This is a genomic window from Candidatus Rhodoblastus alkanivorans, assembly GCF_022760755.1.
Classification (GTDB): Bacteria; Pseudomonadota; Alphaproteobacteria; order Rhizobiales; family Beijerinckiaceae; genus Rhodoblastus; species Rhodoblastus alkanivorans.
In genome coordinates this window covers 3,042,597-3,064,296 of record NZ_JAIVFP010000001.1, presented here as the reverse complement: position 1 = coordinate 3,064,296, position 21,700 = coordinate 3,042,597, and the positions used below count along the sequence as shown (strand labels likewise).

The 21,700-nt window shown below is 63.9% G+C and carries 19 protein-coding genes and 1 pseudogene; 14 read left to right on the top strand and 6 right to left on the bottom strand.

The window, feature by feature from the left end; translation table 11 throughout:
* Positions 1-6 precede the first annotated feature (6 nt).
* The 5 genes from K2U94_RS20660 (at position 7) to K2U94_RS20565 (ending at position 6,502) form a co-directional block, all read left to right on the top strand.
* A complete protein-coding gene (locus tag K2U94_RS20660; protein WP_336606166.1) occupies positions 7-1,488 on the top strand; it encodes a DNA-3-methyladenine glycosylase 2 family protein in 1,482 nt (493 codons plus the stop codon).
* A 260-nt stretch (positions 1,489-1,748) separates the two neighbouring features.
* A complete protein-coding gene (gene eat, locus K2U94_RS14125) occupies positions 1,749-3,206 on the top strand; it encodes an ethanolamine permease (protein WP_243067816.1) in 1,458 nt (485 codons plus the stop codon).
* A gap of 25 nt (positions 3,207-3,231) precedes the next feature.
* Positions 3,232-4,620, top strand: a complete 1,389-nt coding sequence (locus tag K2U94_RS14120) for an ethanolamine ammonia-lyase subunit EutB (RefSeq protein WP_243067815.1) — start codon at positions 3,232-3,234, stop codon at positions 4,618-4,620.
* Between the two features lie 11 nt (positions 4,621-4,631).
* A complete protein-coding gene (eutC, locus tag K2U94_RS14115) occupies positions 4,632-5,462 on the top strand; it encodes an ethanolamine ammonia-lyase subunit EutC (protein WP_243067814.1) in 831 nt (276 codons plus the stop codon).
* A 35-nt stretch (positions 5,463-5,497) separates the two neighbouring features.
* Complete coding sequence (locus K2U94_RS20565) at positions 5,498-6,502, top strand: helix-turn-helix domain-containing protein (protein ID WP_272884868.1); 1,005 nt, start codon at positions 5,498-5,500, stop codon at positions 6,500-6,502.
* A gap of 9 nt (positions 6,503-6,511) precedes the next feature.
* On the opposite strand, the gene K2U94_RS14105 is transcribed toward K2U94_RS20565, so the two are convergent.
* Positions 6,512-6,838, bottom strand: a complete 327-nt coding sequence (locus tag K2U94_RS14105; RefSeq protein ID WP_243067813.1) for a hypothetical protein — start codon at positions 6,836-6,838, stop codon at positions 6,512-6,514.
* Positions 6,839-7,098: 260 nt separating this feature from the next.
* Here K2U94_RS14105 and K2U94_RS14100 point away from each other — a divergent pair, with 260 nt between their 5' ends.
* From K2U94_RS14100 to K2U94_RS14080, 5 genes and pseudogenes are all read left to right on the top strand, one after another.
* Positions 7,099-7,626 carry a dihydrofolate reductase gene (locus K2U94_RS14100; RefSeq protein WP_243067812.1) on the top strand — a complete coding sequence of 176 codons (528 nt, stop codon included), beginning with the start codon at positions 7,099-7,101 and terminating at the stop codon, positions 7,624-7,626.
* Positions 7,627-7,711: 85 nt separating this feature from the next.
* Entirely contained in the window at positions 7,712-8,902 is a 1,191-nt protein-coding gene (gene hflK / locus K2U94_RS14095; RefSeq protein ID WP_243067811.1) for an FtsH protease activity modulator HflK, read from the top strand.
* Entirely contained in the window at positions 8,899-9,789 is an 891-nt protein-coding gene (gene hflC, locus K2U94_RS14090) for a protease modulator HflC (protein WP_243067810.1), read from the top strand. The genes hflK and hflC overlap by 4 nt, the downstream gene beginning before the upstream one ends.
* Before the next feature lie 20 nt (positions 9,790-9,809).
* The gene (locus tag K2U94_RS14085; RefSeq protein ID WP_243067809.1) at positions 9,810-11,294 is read left to right on the top strand and encodes a Do family serine endopeptidase; all 1,485 of its coding nucleotides are present in this window, start codon (positions 9,810-9,812) and stop codon (positions 11,292-11,294) included.
* A gap of 281 nt (positions 11,295-11,575) precedes the next feature.
* Positions 11,576-12,524, top strand: a pseudogene (locus K2U94_RS14080) (sialate O-acetylesterase).
* Positions 12,525-12,805: 281 nt separating this feature from the next.
* Here the strand turns inward: K2U94_RS14080 and K2U94_RS14075 are convergent.
* The 3 genes from K2U94_RS14075 to K2U94_RS14065 are packed head-to-tail and all read right to left on the bottom strand — an operon-like array spanning position 12,806 to position 14,872.
* A complete protein-coding gene (locus tag K2U94_RS14075) occupies positions 12,806-13,327 on the bottom strand; it encodes a chromate transporter (protein ID WP_243067808.1) in 522 nt (173 codons plus the stop codon).
* A complete protein-coding gene (locus K2U94_RS14070) occupies positions 13,324-13,908 on the bottom strand; it encodes a chromate transporter (protein ID WP_243067807.1) in 585 nt (194 codons plus the stop codon). The genes K2U94_RS14075 and K2U94_RS14070 overlap by 4 nt, the downstream gene beginning before the upstream one ends.
* On the bottom strand, positions 13,901-14,872 hold the full coding sequence (locus K2U94_RS14065) for a hypothetical protein (RefSeq protein WP_243067806.1): 972 nt from the start codon (positions 14,870-14,872) through the stop codon (positions 13,901-13,903). The genes K2U94_RS14070 and K2U94_RS14065 overlap by 8 nt, the downstream gene beginning before the upstream one ends.
* 326 nt (positions 14,873-15,198) lie before the next feature.
* Here K2U94_RS14065 and scpA point away from each other — a divergent pair, with 326 nt between their 5' ends.
* From scpA to K2U94_RS20655, 3 genes are read left to right on the top strand one after another with little or no spacing between them, the layout of a single operon-like run.
* On the top strand, positions 15,199-17,358 hold the full coding sequence (gene scpA, locus K2U94_RS14060; RefSeq protein ID WP_243067805.1) for a methylmalonyl-CoA mutase: 2,160 nt from the start codon (positions 15,199-15,201) through the stop codon (positions 17,356-17,358).
* Positions 17,355-17,828 carry a GNAT family N-acetyltransferase gene (locus K2U94_RS14055; RefSeq protein ID WP_243067804.1) on the top strand — a complete coding sequence of 158 codons (474 nt, stop codon included), beginning with the start codon at positions 17,355-17,357 and terminating at the stop codon, positions 17,826-17,828. The genes scpA and K2U94_RS14055 overlap by 4 nt, the downstream gene beginning before the upstream one ends.
* On the top strand, positions 17,825-19,117 hold the full coding sequence (locus tag K2U94_RS20655) for a glycosyltransferase family 61 protein (protein WP_243067803.1): 1,293 nt from the start codon (positions 17,825-17,827) through the stop codon (positions 19,115-19,117). The genes K2U94_RS14055 and K2U94_RS20655 overlap by 4 nt, the downstream gene beginning before the upstream one ends.
* Positions 19,118-19,124: 7 nt before the next feature.
* Here K2U94_RS20655 and K2U94_RS14045 read toward each other — a convergent pair whose 3' ends face one another.
* Positions 19,125-19,697, bottom strand: a complete 573-nt coding sequence (locus K2U94_RS14045) for an HXXEE domain-containing protein (protein WP_243067802.1) — start codon at positions 19,695-19,697, stop codon at positions 19,125-19,127.
* Between the two features lie 129 nt (positions 19,698-19,826).
* Positions 19,827-20,426, bottom strand: a complete 600-nt coding sequence (locus K2U94_RS14040) for a superoxide dismutase (RefSeq protein WP_243067801.1) — start codon at positions 20,424-20,426, stop codon at positions 19,827-19,829.
* Between the two features lie 197 nt (positions 20,427-20,623).
* Between K2U94_RS14040 and K2U94_RS14035 the strand changes: the two genes are divergently transcribed.
* The gene (locus K2U94_RS14035; RefSeq protein WP_243067800.1) at positions 20,624-21,700 is read left to right on the top strand and encodes a hypothetical protein; all 1,077 of its coding nucleotides are present in this window, start codon (positions 20,624-20,626) and stop codon (positions 21,698-21,700) included.

The following is a 21,700-nucleotide window of genomic DNA, read 5'->3' as shown; positions in this document are numbered from 1 at the left end:
GCGTGCATGGATATCGACCACGACGCCTGCTATCGCGCCATTTGCGCGCGCGATCCGCGTTTCGACGGCCGCTTTTTCACCGGCGTCAGGACGACCGGGATTTATTGCCGCCCGATCTGCCCGGCGCGCACGCCGCGGCGCGAGAACGTCGTCTTTTTCGCCGCCGCCGCCGCGGCGCAGGAAGCAGGATTCCGGCCCTGTCTGCGCTGTCGTCCCGAAACCGCGCCGGACCTCGGCGCCTGGCGCGGGACGTCGAACACCGTGTCGCGGGCTCTGGCGCTGATCGAACTCGGCGCGCTCGACGACGAGCCGGTCGAAAGGCTGGCCGAGCGCGTGGGCGTCGGCGAGCGCCATCTGCGCCGCCTTTTTGCGCAAAGTCTCGGGGCCTCCCCCGTCGCCGTCGCCCAGACCCGTCGCATCCTGCTCGCCAAGCAATTGATACATGAAACCGCCTTGCCGATGACCGAGGTCGCGCTCGCCTCGGGTTTCAGCAGCCTGCGCCGCTTCAACGAGACTTTTCAGGCGCTTTATCGCCAGCCGCCCATGGCGCTGCGCCGCGCGAGCGCCGGCGAAAAGGCGGCGGCGCCGGGCGAGACCACGCTGCTGCTGCGCTACAAGCCGCCCTATGATTGGCCGGCCATGCTCGGCTATTTCGGTCCGCGCATGATCGCCGGCGTCGAAACGATCGAAAACGGTGTCTATCGGCGCGCGATCGCTTTGCAGGGCGAACATGGAATCGTCGCGGTCGAGCTGGCCGAGGCCGACGCGCTCAAGGTCCGCGTTCGTTTTCCGAAGCTTTCGGTCCTGCCCAATATCATCGCGCGGCTGCGGCGGGTTTTCGACCTTGCGGCCGATCCTCAAGCCGTCGCGCTCGATCTGGGCAAAGACGCGACTTTGGCGCCGCTCGTCGCCCATCGCCCCGGCTTGCGCCTGCCGGGGGCGTGGGACGGATTCGAAATGGCGGCGCGGGCGATCCTCGGCCAGCAGGTGACGGTCGCCGGCGCCGCGCGTCTGGCGGCGCGACTGACGGAACGATTCGGCGAAAAGCTGCGTTGCGCCGATCCCGTCCTGACCCGCGTCTTTCCCGAGCCGGCGGCTCTGGCCGAGGCCGACCTCGCCGGCCTGGGGCTGACGCGCGCCCGTGCCGAGAGCCTGAAAAAACTGGCGGCGGCGGCCGCCGTCAATCCGCATCTCTTCTCGGCGGCTTTGTCCCTGGAGGAAGCACAGTCGGCTTTGCGCGCGCTGCCCGGAGTCGGCGACTGGACGGCGCAATATATCGCCATGCGCCTGCTGCGTGAGCCCGACGCTTTTCCGGCGGCCGACATCGGCCTGCGCCGCGCGCTTGCCGATCGCGACGGCGCGCGGCCAACCCCGAAAACGCTTCTGGCGCGCGCGGAAAACTGGCGCCCGTGGCGCGCCTATGCGGCGCAACATCTATGGACCGCGGAAGGTGCAATGACGGCGAAATCACGTGAGTTTCGGCGATGAGGCTTGCCGATCGTCGCGCTGGAATTCCACCAACCCCTTAACGAGGCGTTGCCGAAACGGGTGAACGCGGGCAGGGGAGCCGCCGAGCTGCATGGCGGAAAGACAGTAAATATAGTAAAAACAATATTTTAAAGTATTTTTGCGCCTGCCGATATGGGATAGCGTCATCGACGTTTCAAGATAGGATTTGACCCGGGGCAAACTGGACAACGCTGTCCGGCGTCGCCATCGCACAAAAATTTACGTTTCAGGAGCGGAAGATGTCGTCAGTCGAAGCAGGGCGCCACCATGGCGTCGTCACCCACCATGAATTGAAGCAAACCTTGAGTACGCTCCAGCTTTGGGGCATCGCCGTGGGTCTGGTCATTTCCGGCGAATATTTCGGCTGGAGCTATGGCTGGGCGACGGCGGGCACGCTCGGCTTTCTCATCACCTCCGTGTTCATCGCCGTGATGTACACGACCTTCATTTTCAGCTTTACCGAACTGACGACCTCCATTCCTCACGCGGGCGGTCCCTTCGCCTATGCCCGTCACGCCTTTGGCGATTTCGGCGGCTTTGTCGCCGGCGTCGCGACCCTGGTGGAATTCGTTTTCGCGCCCCCGGCCATCGCTTTGGCCATCGGCGCCTATCTCAACGTGCAATTTCCCGCGCTCGATCCCAAGATCGCGGCGTCTGGCGCTTTTCTGGTCTTCGTGGCCTTGAACATCGTCGGCGTGCAGATTGCGGCGACATTCGAATTGTTCGTGACCATTCTCGCGATCATCGAATTGCTGGTTTTCATGGGCGTCGTTTCGCCGGGCTTCTCGGTCGCCAATTTTGTCAAGGGCGGCTGGTCGGGCCATGACGCCTTCTCCCTGTCCTCCATTCCCGGCATTTTCGCCGCCATTCCCTTCGCCATCTGGTTCTTCCTGGCGATCGAAGGCGTGGCCATGGCCGCCGAGGAAGCCAAGGACCCCAGGCGCTCGATCCCGATCGCTTATATCGCCGGCATTCTGACGCTGATCGTGCTCGCCATCGGCGTGATGCTGTTCGCCGGCGCCGCGGGCGACTGGACCAAGCTGTCGAACATCAACGACCCCCTGCCCAAGGCGATGAAATTCATCGTCGGCGAAAACAGCAACTGGCTGCATATGCTGGTCTGGATCGGCCTGTTCGGCCTGATCGCCTCGTTCCATGGCATCATCATGGGCTATTCGCGCCAGATCTTCGCCTTGGCGCGCGCCGGCTATCTGCCGCCCTTCCTCGCCAAGGTGCATCCGCGCTTCAAGACCCCGCATCGCGCGATCATCGCGGGCGGTCTCGTCGGCCTCGCGGCGATCTTCAGCGACAATATCGGCAGTTTCGGCGGCCAGTCGTTGACGGCGAACATCGTGACCATGTCGGTGCTGGGCGCGATCGTCATGTATATCATCAGCATGATGTCGCTGTTCGTCCTGCGCCGCCGCGAGCCTGACATGGAGCGCCCCTACAAGACGCCCTTTTATCCCGTCTTCCCGGCGATCGCCCTCATCAGCGCCGTCATTTCACTGATCGCCATGGTCTATTACAATCAGCTCGTCACCGGCGTCTTCCTCGCCTGCTTCGGCCTCGCCTATGTCTATTACGTCGCGACGCGCCGCCGCCGCGAGGAGGCGCCGCTCGACGTGATGCTGGAATCGCCGGAAGAGCTCGCCGAGGACCTCCAGGCCGCCGCGGTTCCGGCGAGCACGAAATAAGCGTCGGACGCGAGGAGGATCGAGCATGGAGATCACCCATTCCGTGCGGGGAGAAACTTTTCGCTTCGGCGATCTCAAGAGCCTCCTCGCCAAAGCCTCTCCCGCGCGTTCGGGAGACCTTCTCGCCGGGATCGCCGCGGCGGATGGCGCCGAACGCGCCGCGGCCCAGATGGCCCTCGCCGACCTGCCCCTGAAGATTTTTCTTCAGGAGCAGGTTGTCCCCTATGAGGAAGACGAGGTCACGCGCCTGATCGTCGATGAGCACGACGCCAAGGCCTTCGCGCCGGTCAGCCATCTGACCGTTGGCGATTTCCGCAACTGGCTGCTCTCCGACGACGCGGACGAGGCGGCGCTCAGGGCGCTGGCGCCGGGTTTGACGCCGGAAATGGCCGCGGCGGTTTCGAAGATCATGCGCGTGCAGGATCTCGTTCTGGTCGCCGCCAAATGCCGCGTCGTCACCCGTTTTCGCAACACGATCGGGCTCGCGGGGCGGATGTCGACCCGCCTTCAGCCCAATCATCCGACCGACGATCCGCTCGGCATCGCCGCCAGCGTGATCGACGGTCTGATGTATGGCAACGGCGACGCCGTCATCGGCGTCAATCCCGCCTCCGACAGCATTCCGGCGGTGATCAAACTGGTCAACATGCTGAACGACGTGATCGCGCGTTACGAGATTCCGACCCAGTCCTGCGTGTTGACGCATGTCACGACAAGCATCGAGGCGATCGAGCGCGGCGCGCCGATCGATCTGGTGTTTCAGTCCATCGCCGGGACCGAGGCCGCCAACAGGAGTTTCGGAATCAGCCTCTCGGTTTTGCGCGAGGGTTATGAGGCGGGCCTGTCGCTGAAGCGCGGCACGGTCGGCGACAATGTCATGTATTTCGAAACCGGGCAGGGCTCGGCGCTCTCGGCCAACGCCCATCATGGCGTGGACCAGCAGACCTGCGAGGCGCGCGCCTATGCGGTCGCGCGCAAGTTCGATCCCTTCCTGGTCAATACGGTGGTCGGCTTCATCGGGCCGGAATATCTCTACGATGGCAAGCAGATCGTCCGCGCCGGGCTGGAAGATCATTTCTGCGGCAAATTGCTTGGCGTTCCGATGGGATGCGACATTTGCTACACCAATCACGCCGAGGCCGATCAGGACGATATGGACGTCCTTTTGACCATGCTGGGCGCTGCCGGAGTGAATTTCATCATGGGCATTCCCGGTTCGGACGACATCATGCTGAATTACCAGACCACATCCTTCCACGACGCGCTTTACGCCCGGAAGATCCTTGGCCTGAAGACCGCGCCGGAATTCGAGGACTGGCTGTTGAAGGTGGGCATTTTCCAGGAGGGGCCGCAATTGCGCCTTGCCGACGCCGTGCCCAGGCCGATCCAGCAGGCCCTGGCGCAACTGGCCTGAGGGAGACGTAGATGAGCAATCCTCCCGTCGTTCCGAGCGCCTGGCGTTCGCTCCGGCAATTGACCCAGGCGCGCATCGCTTTGGGCCGCGCCGGTACGAGCCTGCCGACCTCCGCCCATCTCGATTTCCAGTTCGATCATGCGCGCGCCCGCGACGCGGTTCATCGCGCGCTCGACGTCCAGGCCCTGCGCCCCGGCCTTGCCGATTTCGGTCTCGATCCGGTTCTCGTCCAGAGCGCGGCCGGCGATCGCGCGACTTTTCTCCAGCGGCCCGACCTCGGCCGCCGGCTTGATGAGCCCTCGCGCCAGGCTCTGGCCAAAGTCGCGGCCGGGCCCAGTGCTCGTCGCGATGTCGCGCTGGTCGTGGTCGACGGTCTTTCGGCGCTGGCGATCGAAAGGAACGTCCTTCCATTCCTCGGCGCGCTTCTGCCGCGCCTGAAGGCGGGGGGGGTGAGCCTCGCGCCCGCGACGCTCGTGCTTCAGGGGCGCGTGGCGCTGGGCGATGAAATCGGCGATCTGCTCGGCGCGGCGCTCGCGGTTGTGCTGATCGGCGAGCGGCCGGGCCTCAGTTCGCCGGATTCGATGGGGATTTACCTGACCTGGTCTCCGCGCGTCGGCCGGAACGACGCCGACCGGAATTGCATTTCGAACGTCCGTCCCGACGGCATGAGCTATGAAACCGCGGCCAATAAATTGTTCTATCTGATCGGGGAGGCGACCCGCCGGCGGATCAGCGGCGTTCTGCTCAAGGACGAGACCGAAATGGACGGCGCGACCATCGCCGCCGCATCGCCCGAGGTTCTCGCCACGGCGGAAGGCGCCGGCGCGAAAAGCAAAATGTGAGTTGTCGCGCCGAAGAATTCGGTTAACATCATGAAATGTCTGCGGTCGCCGGATCCAAAGCCGAAGGAAGCTCCGGGTCGAATTTCGGCAATTTGTTCGTCGGCGCCAGCAATGACGTCGACGAGCAGGCGACTCTCCTGCGCGGCTGGAACCAATCCTATGCGCAAATGTCGGCCGGAAAATTTTTCGGGACGGTGAAGGAAGTTCAGCTTCGCGACAGCCGGCTCTTCACCGAATTCACCGGACAGACTCTGCTCCAATACGGCGTTCTGCCGCCGGATTTGATCGCGATCGGCCTGCCCCTGAAAATGTCCGGTCCCGCGTGCTTTTGCGGCATGCCGGACGAGCCCGGGGCGCTGCACGTTTTTTCCGGCGGCGACGGCTTCGAATTCTATTCCCCGCGCGAAATGACCATGGCGGGCCTGGTGGTTCCGCGCGCGGCCCTGGAGGATATGCTCTTCGATGGCGCGCGCGACGGGGTTTGGGCGCAATTCGATTTCGCCCATCTGGCCCGGGTCGATCCCGCCGCCTCGGCCATGATAAAGGACTTCATCGCGGGCGTTCTCCAGATCGCCGAGGCTTCGCCGCATCTGGTTTTGAATGGCCCGATCATGAACACGCTTCATAACGGCCTGGTGTCCAATGTGGCGGCGCTGGTGGAATCGCGCGCCGATCTGGCCCCGGACGCCGCCGCGCCGGCGCGGCGCTGGGCCGTCGTCGCCCGGGCCCGAGAGACCATTCACAGCCGGCCCGACGAACCGATCAGCATAGCCGAATTGTGCCGCGTCGTCGGGGTCAGCCGGCGGACGCTGCAATATTGCTTTCAGGACGTGCTGAACGTCAGCCCGGCGAGTTTCCTGCGCGCCGTGCGTCTCAACGGCGTCCGCCGGATGCTGCGCACCGCGACGTCGGTAACCGAAGCGGCGGCCTATTGGGGCTTCTGGCATTTCGGCCATTTTTCACGTGATTACGCCGCGATGTTTGGTGAATTGCCCTCGCAGACACACCGACGATTCAACCCCCGGCGCAAGGACGGATGAGAAAAACGGTCAATCGCGGCGCATTTCCGGATGCGGGGTGATGGCGTAGCCGTCATAGTCGGCATAAGGCGCCGGCCGCGGATACATCTTGACCGGCCAGCCCTCGCCGCCGGCGTCGCCGTCGCCGTCGAACACAATGAACCGGCTGCGGGCGTTGCGGCCGATCGGATTGATGGAGTTTTCCGGCTCGGGCCGTTTGGCGATCAATTCCCGATAAAAATCGTCGGGCCAGAAATTCGCGAAGGCCATATGCGGATAGGGCTTCGAGTGGACCGTGGCGTTCATGATCGACTGTACGCCATGGGCCACGAGTTCGTCGTACCGGGAATCGCTCATCCGCGGTCTCCACAAGAATCCGATGGGGCCGGCGACGCCAGCGTGTGGCGCGCGACGATCGGTTTCGATTCTGCAGGGAGCATTGATCTGGATCGGGATGGTCAGCACATGGCTTCATTCGTCGGCCTCGCGCGGGGAGCGGGCAAAAAATCTGTCTCCGCCCGTCGCCCGGGCCTATGCTTGCGCCCGGTAACGGCGTGACGCCGATTTTCTTTGGGCTTTGGATGCGATGTGCCGGATGGACGTGAGGGGTGGGCGGCGTGAGCGATGAGATCGCGCTCGTCGTCGTCGCGGCGGTCGCGCGCAATGGCGCCTTGGGCCGGAACAACGCCATTCCTTGGCGCGCTCCGACCGATCTCAGACGATTCCGCAGCATTACCTGGGGGCGGCCGCTGGTCATGGGCCGCAAGACCTATCAGTCGATCGGCAGGCCGCTGCCGGGGCGTGAGACCGTCGTCCCGACCCGCGATCCGGGCTTCCTCGCCGGGGCGAGGCCGGAACATCTTCATTTCGCCCGCGATTTCGACGCCGCCTTGGCTTTGGCCGAAACGCTCGCCCGCGCGATGGGCGCGCGGGAGGCCATACTCGCCGGCGGCGCCGAGCTTTTCCGTCTCGGCCTGCCGCGCGCGCAGCGCCTGCGGCTGACATTCGTCGATTGCGCGCCCGAGGCCGACGTTTTCTTCCCCGAGATCGACTGGAGCCAATGGCGGGAGGAGCGGCGCGAGCGGCCGCAGCTCGCCCCGGAGGACGAATTCGGTCTGGAATTCGGCGATTACCTAAGGATTTGATCGCGGATTGTGCGCGCGGGAAGCGCATTCTATAAAGAGGCGGCCGGCGCGGGCGACGCGGCGGCCGGGTAGATTCGAGGACCATATGCCCTGGAGCAAACCAGGTGGCGACCAGCCGCCCAAGCCGGAGGGTAACGATCCTTCCGACGGAAAGCGCGGCGCGCGCGATGAGGGACGCAGCCCCTGGGGCTCCGGCGGGGGGCCGGGAGGCGGCTCCAACGGCGGCAATCCCTGGGGCGCGCCAGGCGGCGGAAAGCCCTCCGGCGGACCCGATCTCGAAGCCTTGGTGCGCGGGGCGCAGGAAAGGCTGCGCAACCTCACGGGGGGCGATTTTTCGCCGCGCATTCTGGCGCTGATCGTCGCCGCGGTCGGCGCGCTCTGGCTCGCCAGCGGTTTTTATACGGTCGATCCCAACCAGGTTGGGCTCAATCTCGTTTTCGGGCGCTATGTCGGCAAGACCATGCCGGGCCTGAACTATAATTGGCCCGAGCCGCTCGGATCGGTCATCAAACTCAACGTCACGGATCGCAACTCGATCGACATTGGCGCGCTGGGTCGCGCCGACCAGCCCGGCGCTGTCGAATTGCCGGAAGAAAGTCTGATGCTGACCGGCGACGAAAATATCGTCGACTTGAAATTCCGCGTGATCTGGCAGATCGACCCGGCCCATCCGGAATATTTCGCCTTCAACATCAAGAATCAGATCGAGACGATCAAGGCGGTTTCGGAAAGCGTCATGCGCGACATCGTCGGCCGCACCCAGATCCAGCCTCTGCTGACCGTGGCGCGCAAGGTGATCGAGCCCGAGGCGCAAAAGGCCATCCAGAAGGTGCTCGATTCCTACCGCGCCGGCGTGGAGGTCATTCAGGTGCAGCTGCTTTCGGTCGATCCGCCGCCCACCGTCATCGCGGCGTTCCGCGACGTAACGGCGGCGCAGCAGGATCGCAGCCGTTTCGTCAACGAGGCGCAGGCGGAGGCTAATTCGATCGTGCCGAACGCGCGCGGCCAGTCCGCCCGCATCCTCAACGCAGCCGAGGCCTATCGCACTCAGACGGTGGCCGAGGCGCGCGGCCAGACCGCGCGCTATCTCAAGGTGTTCGGCGCCTATCAGAAAGCGCCGGCGGTAACCCGCGAGCGGCTCTATCTCGAAACCATGGAGCGCGTGCTCGGCGCCGGCGACAAGGTCATCCTGGACCGCGCGTCCGGAACGACGCCGATCCTGCCGCTCGCGCCGCTCGATCTGGGCGCCAAATCCGAGACGGGAGGCAAGCCGTGAGTTCTCCCAGGCTGATTGCGCTGGCGGCGGGGCTGGTCGTCGCCGTCGTCCTCGTCCTTTCCTCGACCTTCGAGGTCCAACAGACCCAGCAGGCGCTGCTGCTGCGCTTCGGCGCGCCGGTGCCGCAGCGCGGCCTCGTCACCGATCCGGGGCTGCATTTCAAGCTGCCCTTCATCGAATCGGTGGTTTATATCGACAAGCGCATCCTCGATCTCGAATCGCCCAAGCAGGAGATTCTCGCCTCCGACAACCAGCGGCTCGAAGTGGACGCTTTCGTGCGCTACCGCATCGCCGACGCGCTGAAATTCTACCAGACGGTTGGCGGCGTCTCGCGCGCCGACAACCAACTCGCCTCCGTGCTCAATTCCTCCCTGCGCCGGGTGCTGGGCGACGCCACCCAGACTCAGATCGTGCGCGAGGAGCGCCATACGCTGACCGCGAAAATCCGCGACGAGGTCAATACCGAGGCGGAACGTTTCGGCATTTCGATCGTGGACGCCCGCATCCGCCGCGTGGACCTGCCGCAGCAGATCTCCGAAAAGGTGTTCGAGCGCATGCGCACCGAGCGCCAACGCGAGGCGGCCGAATATCGCGCGCTCGGTCAGCAGGAGGCGCAGCAGATCCGCACCGCCGCGCAGCGCGACGCCACCGTGATCGTCGCCGACGCCCAGCAGAAGGCCGATTCCATGCGCGGCGACGGCGAGGCGGAGCGCGCCCGCATTTTCGCCGACGCCTACAGCAAGGATCCGGATTTCTTCGCGTTCTACCGCTCGATGCAGGCTTATGACGACGCGCTGAAAACCAAGGGCGCGCGTTTCGTTATTTCGCCGCATTCGGAATTCTTCCGTTTCTTCGACGATCCTTCGGGCAAGACGGCCAAGCCGTGACGCCGACTTATGAGGCTGGGATGTTTTTTCGCTGCACTGACAATTTTTCCGCGCGGCGCCTGCTCGCGGGCGTCGTCTTCGTTGGCGCGCTCGCCTTCGCGGCGGCGGCGCCGGTCGTCGCGGCGCCGGTTCCCGATTCCTTCGCCGATCTCGCCCAGACGGTCACAGCCGCGGTCGTCAATATTTCCGCGACCCAGGTCGAAGACGAAAAAGACATGGACATGCCGAAACTGCCGCCGGGCTCGCCGCTCGACGACATGTTCGAGGAATTTCTCAAGCGCCATCGCCGCCACCCCGGCGAGGAGCGCCGGCATCGCTCCACTTCGCTCGGCTCGGGCTTCGTGATCGATTCCTCCGGCATCATCGTGACGAATAATCACGTCATCGACGGCGCCAATGATATCGAGGTGATCTTCACCGACGGCACGAAACTGAGGGCGCAGATCGTCGGCAAGGACGCGAAGGTCGATCTCGCGGTGCTGCGCGTGAAACCGCCCAAGCCCCTGCCGGCGGTGAAATTCGGCGACAGCGACAAGGCCCGCGTCGGCGATTGGGTGATCGCGGTCGGCAATCCCTTCGCGCTCGGCGGAACCGTGACCGCGGGAATCATTTCGGCGAAAGACCGCAATATCGACAGCGGCCCCTATGACAATTACCTGCAGACCGACGCCGCCATCAACAAGGGCAATTCCGGCGGGCCTTTGTTCAACATGGCGGGCGAGGTGATCGGCATCAATACCGCGATCCTCTCGCCATCGGGCGGCTCGATCGGCATTGGCTTCGCGACGCCTTCCGATACCGCACAGCCGGTGATCGAGCAGCTGATCAAATTTGGCGAGACCCGGCGCGGCTGGCTTGGTGTGCGCATCCAGAAGGTCGACGAGGGCATCGCCGAAAGCTTGGGGCTCGGCAAGGCGCGCGGCGCGCTGATTTCCGGCATCGACGAAACCGGCCCCTCGGCCCATGTCGGCTTCAAGCCCGGCGACGTCATCGTGACCTTCGACGGCAAGCCGGTCGACGACGCCCGCGAATTGCCTAAGATCGTCGCTCTGACGCCGGTCGGCAAGGAGGTCGATGTCGTCATCATCCGCGACGGCAAGGAGCTGACGAAAAAGGTCACGCTTGGCCGGCTCGAAGAGCGCGAGGCCAAGGCCGGGAAGGACAAGCAGGAACAGGCCGAGGAGCCGGCGCCGCAGGAGGAAAAGACCCACGTGCTCGGCATGGACGTCGCGGCGCTGACGGGGGATCTGCGGTCGAAATTCCGGATCAGGGACAGCGTCAAGACGGGTGTTGCAATCGTCGCCGTGGACGGCGACTCGCCTGCCGCCGAACAGCATCTTGCGCCCGGCGACGTGATCCTCGAAATCAACCGCAAGCCGGTGAACGCACCGCAGGATGTCGCCGCCGCAGCCAAGGCGATCAAGGCCGAGGGCCGCAAGACGGCGCTGCTCTTGATCGCCAATGCGCAAGGCCAGGCGCGGTTCGTGGCGCTGCCGCTGAATTGACGGTCCTCGCCGCGGAGGACCGGAACGGGCCGGCGCACGCAAGCCTCGCGTGAAGCCGGCGATTGAAGATTTGCGATCTTCGTAAATCGTTCTGCGTCGTTTTACGTCGTCAGGCAACTTGCTTGCGTGATCCAGGTTCCTATGAAAGCGTTCGTCAATTGGTCTTGACGATTTCCGAACCTTTGCGTCGGTGGACGCAAATGCGCCGGCGATCAATCAACTGAAATAACAATTGTTTTGGTCTGGATTTCAGGCATCGGCGACCGTGGGCGTCGGGGAAGATGCGCAAGTCCTTGCTGCTTGGCCTCACGTTGCTTGCCGCATATTTGGTCGGCGGCGAAAGCGAACGACACGATTTCTTCCCGTGGCCGCAGATTTCCGCACTGAAGAGCGGCTCTCCGTCAAAAAGGCCTTCGCGGACAGTCGTTACTTTTTGCCGATGACGGCCGGCACATTGCCGACGAAACGAAAATCGCCGTCGCCTGCCCGAAACAGTCCGATAAAACCGCCGTTCTGCTGGCGCTCGGCCAATCGAGCGCCGGAAACCATGGAGGCCAGCGGTACCGATCCGAATATGGCGCGCATGTCGTCAATTTCTTCGGCGGCCAGTGCTTTATCGCCGCTTCGCCGCTCCTGGGATCGACCGACGCGAGAGGCGAATGTTGGACGAAGTTGGGAAACCTGCTCATCGCGTCGGGCAAGTTCGACGATGTCGTCATCGCGCCCCTGGCCTTTTCCGGCTTCGAGGTCGCGCGATGGGCGCGAGGCGGCGATATCAACAGCCTTCTGGTCGAGACGGCGCGGCAGCTTGAACGCCAGGGCTATCGCGTGACGGATGTTCTGTGGGATCAGGGCGACGTCGATTACGTCAAGGGCGCGAGCGAGGCCGCCTATCGCGAACGCTTCGTGTCCATGGTCGATACGCTGCGCGGGCAGAACATCGACGCGCCTGTCTATCTCTCCATCGCTTCGAAATGCCTCGAACCGAGCAACAACGGTTTCAGGACAGACGCTCCCGACAATGCGATCGTGCGCGCGCAACTGGCCCTGTCCAAGAGCGGAAATGGCCTCAGGCAGGGCGTGAATACCGACGCCTTGCTCGATGAAGTCGATCGCTACGACGATTGCCATATAGCCGGAACCGGCGCGGAGAAGGTTTCACGGGCATGGGCTGATCTTTTGCTCGCCGGTCGCAAAAGCACTCTGTCGCACCGGGCGGAAAGCCAATAAGCGTGACGTTGATCCGCACTGCCGTGATCGCCAGTGTCGGAGCGGCGGCCAGAATGGCGGCGCCATAGCGCGTCGCCAGCGCTCTCAAGCTCTTTTGACTATTCCGTGTATCGCACGACGGACCGCCTCCGTCGCGCGGGCGCTCCCGTGAAGATCCTGGCCCATGGCGCATCACTCCAGCTGTTGGAGAAAATTGCGCCATCAAAGCCCGGGATCAAACACCTCCTGTGTGTTGATGCATACCGAAAAAATTTCAATGCAACGACGCCGTCCTCGGGCGCCTATCGGAACGAAACATAGCCGACGGCCGCGCTGGCGGCGACGAGCAGGGCGGGGTTGATCTTATATTGCAGCAGGATCAGGATCACGCCGGTCGCGATGGCTGCGGTTTCGACGCCGAAGATCGCGCTCTTCGCCATCGTGTAGCAGCCGGCGAGCAGCAGGCCGATGGACACCGGCGCCAGCCCGCGCTGGATCGAATCCCGCCACGGCCAGGATTCCAGCCGCTTCCAGCCGCGCCCGGCGCCATAGGTCAGCAACGCGGTCGGCAGGAAGAACGCGACCAGCACCGCCAAAGCGCCAAGCGCGCCGGCCGCCCAGTCACCGATCGCGACGATCATCATCATGTTCGGCCCAGGCGACATCTGGCCGATGGAATAGAGATGGACCAGTTGCGCCTTGGTCAGCCAGTGATGCACATCGACGCTGAGATATTCCATTTCGGGAAAGGCGGCCATGCCGCCGCCGATCGCCAGCAGCGACAGATAGGAGAAGACGCGGATCAGCGCCGGAATCTGGTTCATGCGTCCGGCGCCTTTTTCGCGCGGCCAGGGCTGCGCCACAAGATGCTGAGCAGTCCGACGACGAGCAGGGTCCACAGGACCGAGATATGGTAGCGGTCCACCGCGACGACCGTCAGCGCCACGAACAGCAGATCGGCGCGGGTCGTGACCGAGCGCCGGCCGAGCTGGATCGCGGTATAGAGCGCCAGTCCCACCGCCGCCGCCGCCACGCCTTTCAGGATCGCGGTCGAGGCGGCGCGTTCGCCATGGCGCCAATAAAGGATGCCGGCGACATACATGATCATGGCGCCGGGCAGGCACATCCCGATGATCGCCGCCGCCGCGCCCGCCGCGCCGCGCAGCTTCTGGCCGACGAGGATGGCGAGATTTGTCGCGTTAAGCCCCGGCAGGGTCTGGCTGATCGACAGCATTTCGACGAATTCCTTGTCGTCAACCCAGCCCTCGGTCTCGACCAGCCGGCCGCGCAGATAGGGCACGGCGCCGCCGAAGCTGATCGCGCCAATGATCAGGAATTCACGGAAAATGCGCGCGACCGATACGGCCGGCCGCGCCGCCGCGCTCGGCTCCGCCAGCTCACTCATGGCTTTGCAGCTCTTGGCCGTTGAGCCGATAGACCATCGCCGTCTTCGTCACGCCGAGCGCCAGCCAGTCCGCCACTTCCTTCTGCAGAGTCATGTAAAAGGCGCCCGCCCGCCGCTTCGGCTTTTCGGCGACGGCCTCCCGCTTGCTGAATTTGACCTGGAAAGCGAATTCGCCGACCAGCGACTTGTGCTCGCCGCGCGTGCGCCATAGCGAAACGTCGCATTTCGCCAGGACGCCCTTGCCGAAATCGAGCGTTCCCAGCGGCAGGAGCACCTCCTCGACGATCCCTTTGTTCACGACCGTGATGCGCTCTTTGTCGGCGACGCCAAGGCGTCGCAAGGCCGGGAAGATCGTCGCCAGCGTTCCCATGTTCAGCCGGTCGGGCCGGCGCGCCTGGCTCAGGCCGAACTGGCAATTATGCGAAAACAGGATGCGGTAGCCGCCCGGCTGGTCCTTCAGTGGCAGCGCCTCGGCCTTGAACTTGATCTTGCATGCGCCGTCGATATTGGGCCGGACGTCCATTTCGGTCGCGGCGCGCTCGTCGGGATGGCGGAATTTGAGGACGACTTCCGGATCGCCCACGGGAAACCCGTCCACATAGCGGATGCGCCGGCGCAGGATGAAGGCATTGTTGTAGAGGCGGAAATCCGGCGTGTCGCCGAAGACGATCTCCCGGATTTCCGGCCGCAGATTGAGCTCCGGTTGTTCGATGAAACCGACGCCGGCCTCTTCGGCCGTTCGTTTCACGATCGCGCCGAAATCCCGGAACGCCTGGATCGAGGTGAAGCGCTCCGGCTTCAGGATGAGCTTGGCTTCGAGATATTGCACCTGGTCGAAGGGCGCGCCGTCGTCATATTTGCCGAGCGGAGACTCCGGCAGCAGCGTGATCGCTGTTCGCTTGGTCGCCTCCAGCGCCTTGTCCTTCGCAAACGTACGGGCTTCACGACCAGAGTCACCGACCATGAACAGGTCTCCTCGATGTGATCCGCCGCGTCATTCTGCGCATCGCCCGGAACCGCCGCAATATGAGGCGGAAGTGTAGCGGAACTGTAAATGAACCTCACCAAAGGCGCGACGCGGGGACCGGCGTCGTCAAGCCAGCCGGCGTTTCATCGTGTCCGCGGCCGATCTTGCGCGGACTTCGATCGTCGGAAAAATGGCCTGGCGGCGATTGCTCTCTGACGGATGACCTATGGCGCCGCAATAATGTCGGGCGTATAAAGGCCGGACGAGTCCTCGCGCGTCCGCGACAAATAGTTTGGCAAATAGTTTGGATGGTGGAAAGTCGAATGAGCCGCATCCCGGATTTCTCTCTCCTTCCCCTCGACAAGGACCAGAGCGCCGCGCCGCCGGCCTTTTCGGCCGAGACATGGCTCACGCCGGAAGGCATCGACGTGAAGAGCGTCTACGGGCCGGAGGATGTCGAGGGGCTGCCGGCGATCGACTCTTTTCCCGGCGTCGCGCCTTTTCTGCGCGGGCCCTACCCCACAATGTATGTGAATCAGCCCTGGACGGTGCGGCAATATGCCGGATTCTCTACCGCCGAGGATTCCAACGCCTTTTATCGCCGCAATCTCGCGGCGGGCCAGAAGGGCCTGTCGGTCGCCTTCGACCTCGCCACCCATCGCGGCTATGATTCCGACCATCCGCGCGTCGCCGGCGACGTCGGCATGGCGGGCGTCGCCATCGATTCGATCTATGACATGCGGACGCTCTTTTCCGGCATTCCGCTCGACCAGATGTCGGTGTCGATGACCATGAACGGCGCGGTGCTGCCCGTCCTCGCGCTTTATATCGTCGCGGCGGAAGAGCAGGGCGTTCCGGCCGAAAAGCTTTCTGGCACGATCCAGAACGATATTCTGAAAGAATTCATGGTGCGGAACACCTATATCTATCCGCCCAAGGATTCGATGCGCATCATTTCGGACATTTTTGCCTTCACCTCGCAAAATATGCCGAAATTCAACTCAATCTCGATCTCCGGCTATCACATGCAGGAGGCCGGGGCGACGCAGGATCTTGAACTCGCCTATACGCTCGCCGATGGCGTCGAATATTTGCGCGCCGGCATCGGGGCCGGGCTGACGGTCGATCAGTTCGCGCCGCGCCTGTCGTTCTTCTGGGCGATCGGCATGAATTTCTTTATGGAAGTGGCGAAGCTTCGCGCCGCGCGCCTGCTGTGGGCCAATCTCGTCAAGCAGTTCAATCCGAAATCGGAAAAAAGCCTGCCCCTGCGCACTCACAGCCAGACCTCGGGCTGGTCGCTCACGGCGCAGGACGTCTTCAACAACGTCGTCCGCACCCAGATCGAGGCCATGGCGGCGACGCAGGGCCACACCCAGTCGCTGCACACCAACGCCCTCGACGAGGCTCTGGCGCTGCCGACCGATTTTTCGGCGCGCATCGCCCGCAACACCCAGCTCTTCCTGCAGCAGGAATCCGGGACGACCCGGATCATCGACCCTTGGGGCGGCTCCTATTATGTCGAAAAGCTCACCGCCGAACTGACGCAAAAGGCCTGGGCCCATATTCAGGAGGTCGAGGCGCTCGGCGGCATGGCCAAGGCGATCGACGCCGGCATTCCCAAGCTGCGCATCGAAGAGGCGGCGGCCAAGACTCAGGCGCGTATCGATTCCGGCAAGCAGACGGTGGTTGGCGTCAACAAGTTCCGGCCCGAGAATGAACGGCCGATCGACGTGCTCAAGGTCGAGAACGCCGCGGTGCGCGCCCAGCAGATCGACAAGCTGAAGCGCCTGCGCGCCGAGCGCGACGAGGCCGAGACTCAGGGTGCGCTCGAAGCCCTGACCGCAGGCGCGAAGAGCGGCGCCAATCTCCTGGCTCTGTCGATCGAAGCCGCGCGGAAAAAGGCGACGGTCGGCGAGATTTCCTACGCGCTCGAAAAGGTGTTCGGCCGCCATCGCGCGGAGATCAAGAGCATTTCCGGGGTTTACAAGCGGGAGGCCGGCGTGAATTCCACCGCCATCGCCAAGGTTCAGGCCCAGGTCGAAGCTTTCATCGAGCATGACGGCCGCCGACCGCGCATTCTCGTCGCCAAGGTCGGGCAGGACGGCCACGACCGCGGCCAGAAGGTCATCGCCTCGGCCTTCGCCGATCTCGGCTTCGACGTCGACATCGGCCCTTTGTTCGCCACGCCCGAGGAGGCCGCGCGCCAGGCGGTCGAGAACGACGTCCATATCGTCGGCATTTCGTCTCTGGCGGCGGGCCACCTGACGCTTGTGCCCGAACTGCGCGCCGCGCTCGAAAAGGAAGGCCGCCCGGATATCATGATCGTGGTTGGCGGCGTCATCCCGCCGCAGGATTTCGACGCGCTCTACAAGGCCGGCGCGTCGGCGATCTTCCCGCCCGGCACGGTGATTGCGGAAGCGGCGGGCAAGCTGATCGACGAATTGAACCAGCGCCTCGGCTATTCCAAAGCCGCCGCCGAATGACGCGGGCTGAATCTCGGGGCCCCCAGGCGGAAGAGGGCGGTTTCGTCGTCGCCCTCGAAAATCCGCCCGACGAGACGACCCAGGTCGTTCTGCTCAGCGGTCTGGCGAATTTCAATGAATCCCGCGTCGGGCCGGACCCGGTGCGCGATCCGCGCAATCATATCTGCATCGTCGCCCGCGACGCGGATGGGCGCGTGCGCGGCGGCCTGCAGGGTTTGATCGTCGGCGCGTGGCTGGCGACGGATCTGGTCTGGGTGGAGGAGGATTTTCGCGGCCGGGGCCTTGGCTCGCGCCTGCTGGCCGAGGCTGAGGCCGAGGCGCTGCGGCGCGGCTGCAAATTCGCCATTCTCGCCACTTTCGATCACCAGGCGCCGGGATTCTATTCGCGGCGCGGTTATGTCGAATATGCGCGGATGGAGGATTTTCCCTGGGGCTCGACGCGGTTTCAGCTCAGGAAAACGTTGGCGTGACGGGCGACGCCTCGGCCTGGAAGAAATTCCGCCATGCTTTGTCGCGCGCCACGCGCCAGGCGATTCGTGAGCCGCTGCGCAAGATTCGCGAGCCCGCGCGGCAATCGCTGCTCAAACTGGTTCCGGGCTTTCCCGTCGTCATTCAATCGGTCGAGACTCTGCCGCTTGTTCCCTATGAGGGCGCATTGCCGCCCCAGGGCGCGCGCTGCCTCGTCTATGATGACGCTCCCGTCGCCATCCGCGCCCATCCCCTGAGCCGGAATTCCTCCGACACCGAGAGCTTCCATTATTCGGATCACACCATGGTTTCGCCCGGGCTGACGCTCGAAAGCCCGGGGCCGCATTTCTGGTTCGCGCGCTCGGGCGCAATGATCTCTCCGCAAGGGAAAATCTGGCCGCATTCCTTCATGGCGCCGTTCCGGCGCGATCGCCTGCGGACGGTGAAATGCATTGGCGTCGCGCATGACGGCCCCGATGAAAAGGGGCTCGTCTTTCACCCCTCGCTGCTCATGGGCGCGCCGCGCGTTTCGGGTCCCCATCTGTTGGCGGCGCAGCCGGGTTCGCCGAATTTCGGTCACTTCCTGCTCGACATCGTTCCGCTCATGGCGCTTGGGCGCGAGATCGGCGCGCCGATGCTGTCCTGGCCGCTGCGCGACTGGCAGCGCGGCATTGTCGCGCGCCTTGGCCTTAAACCCGGCCAGCTACGGGAAATTCCGGCGAAAAATCATTTTGTGGCGCAGCCGGTCGTCAGCAACCGGATGGCGGGGCTCGGCGCCCACATCGCCCATCCGCAGGCGAAAAAGACCTTCGACGCCATCCGCGCCACGGTCGATCTGGCCGCCTACGACCATTTGCCGCGGCGGTTCTTCCTGATGCGCGGCATGAAGCACGGCCGCGCGCTGAAGAACCGGGCCGAGCTGGCGGAAGCTCTCGCGTCGCATGGCGTCGTCTCGGTCCAGCCGGAAATGCTGGGCTTCGAGGAGCAGGTCGCCCTGTTCGCGCGCGCCGAACTGGCAGTGGCCGAATTCGGCGCGGCGATGGCCAATGTCGTGTTCTGCCCGCCTGGGGCGAAAGTCGTGGAGATCATCAGCGAGGGTCAGCACGACCCCTGGTCGGCCCATCTATGCGCAATGCTCGGGCTCGAACATGTCGTGCATTTCCAGAAATTGACGGAAGAGGAGCAGATTTCGCGCGGCGACCGTTTCGCGCCCTCGCCGGATTTCGCCTATCGGGTCGATGTCGGCGCAATCGCCGCGATTGTCGATCAGCTCACCGCCGACCGGGTTTGATCTTGGGTCAGGCCGCGAGCTGTTGCGCCGGCGCGCGCCTCAATTGCCGCAGGACGGGAATGACAATCGCGGCGTGAATCGCCACCGCGACGCCGAGGCCGACCAGATGCTGGGTCAAGGTCGCCGGCACGGCGCCGAGCGCGTGGAAGCCGAGCGGAAAGAACAGGCCGAGCGCCGTCGCCAGGCCCGGATTATATTCGCGAAAACGCAAGGCGACGCCGCAATGGGCGACGGCGTTGACCACGGCCAGATAGGGCGCGGCGAGACCCCAACCCGGTCCGAAACCCAGCGCGGCATAGAGCGCGGCGAGGTTGAGGCCCCAGACGCCCGGCAGGTTCACCCAGAGCACTGTCGCCTTGCTCAGCGCTTCGCGTCCGCCAAAAACTCGCCGGTTGGCATAGGCGCGAAAGCGGTCGCCGGCATGTTCCTCCAATTGATGGAGCATATAGGCCGGCCCGAAGAGGTAGATCAGCGCCAGCGCCTCGCCGCGGCCAGCCAAAGCGAAGGGCGCGTAAAGCAGCGTCATGACGAGCAGAACGGCGGTCGCCGCCACCCAATGCGGATAAAAGCGGTCGGTCATGTCGGAGAAATCCGTTCGCCTGAGACGCTGACATGATGGACGGCGAATGTGGAGCGGGGCTTGCGTCTCGCCAGGGCGCCGCGCCGCGTTTTGGGGCCGCCCTGTCGGGCGGCCCGTTCGGCGGAAAGATCAGCCCATGGCCTTTTCATACTGGGCTTCGACATATTCCCAGTTGATCAGGCTGTCGATGACGGTCTTGATGAATTTCGGGCGCAGGTTGCGATAGTCGATGTAATAGGCGTGCTCCCAGACGTCGATCGTCAGGATCGGGCTCGCGCCATGAACCAGCGGGTTTTCGGCATTGGGGGTCTTGGCGACGGAAACCTTGCCGTCCTTGACTTGGAGCCAGGCCCAACCCGAGCCGAATTGGGTCGCGCCGGCGTTGGCGAGTTCTTCGAGCGCCTTGTCGACCGAGCCGAACGCCTCGACCAGGGCCTTTTCGACCTTGCCCGGAACCTTGCCGCCGCCATTCGGCTTCAGATACTTCCAGAATTCGGCGTGGTTGTAGATCTGGGCGACATTGTTGAACACGCCCGGATTTTTGCCGAACGAGCCGGTGATGACCTGCTCCATCGGCAGGCCTTCCCATTCGGTGCCTTTGATGAGATTGTTGGCGTTGTTCACATAGGCGGCGTGATGCTTGTCATGGTGGAATTCAAGCGTTTCGGCCGACATATGCGGCGCCAGCGCATCATAGGCATAGGGCAGGGGGTCGAGAACGAACGACATTGGTCTCTCCTGATATAGCTTGCGCCGGCTGGAGCCGACGCGGCGGCAGGGTAAAAAGATCGTTTCCCCGACGCAAGGACGCAAAAGCGCCGAATGGGCTGAAATGATGGCATCAATTTTAAGCAAATTGCGGTTATACTGACACTGACGGGCCGCCTCGGCCAGGACAATCTCTTGCGGGAAAGGTTTTCGCCAGCGTGAAAGCGGATCGCACTGTTATAGTCTTCGGCGTCTTTCTGTTCCTGCTCGGCTTTTCCGCTGCCTGGAACGGATATGGTTATATCGAGATCGAACGCGGATGGTCGATGGTGATTTCCGGGACGGTTGCATTCAGCGCCGGCCTCATTCTGATCGCTCTCGGCCTGGTTCTGCGGCAACTCCAAATTATTTCCGCTTCAGCCGCGCAGGTCGCGCTGTTCCTCGCCAAGGCGACCGGAAATGGGGGCGCTGCGGAGCCGGCGCCGCCGCCAACCGCTCCGCCGCCGCCGGAACCGCAAGCCGAGGCCTATCCGGTCGAAGCGCCGGCCGAAGAGGCCCAGGCGCCGGTCGAAAGCTATGTCTCGAAGCCGCCCGCCTGGATGACCCGCGTCACGACCTATGCCGCCTCCTTAGGCGTCGCCAGGGCGACGGAGCCGCCCGTCGCCGAGACGGAATCGCTCGCCGACGAGCGCCGGGCCTGGCTCGAAATGGCCGTCGCCGAACAGATCGCCCAAGAAACATTCGAGCAAGAATCAGTCGAGCACGAATCGGTCGAGCACGAATCAACCGAGAAAGAATCCGTCGAGCAAGAATTCGTTCAACAAGAATTCACTCACGAACAATCGCCTCACGAGGCGTCGCCTCAGGACGAATCGTCTCCGGCAGGGACACTTCACGGGGAAGCGCCTGAAGAGTTCATGCCCTGGCCTGAAGCGTCCGGCGAAGGAACGCATGGCGAGGAAGCGGCCGCGGAGCCGCACGCCGAATGGGAGCCGGCCATAAAGGAGATGGCGGCGGAAGAAGCGCTCCCCGAGAACGCGCCGCATCCGCAAGGCGACGAGGCGCTGGAAATCCACGAAGCGCCGTCACAGCCGGCGCAGGCGCCGGCTGAGGAAATTTCGGCGGAGGAAGAAACCCCGCCCGCGCCGACCCGGGCCATCGTGGGTGAATATGAAGCCCATGGCGCGCGCTACATCATGTATGCCGACGGCTCCATCGACGCCGAGACGTCGCACGGCGTCTTTCACTTCGCCTCGATGGACGAATTGAAGCGTTTCATCGAGCAGGACGCTTGA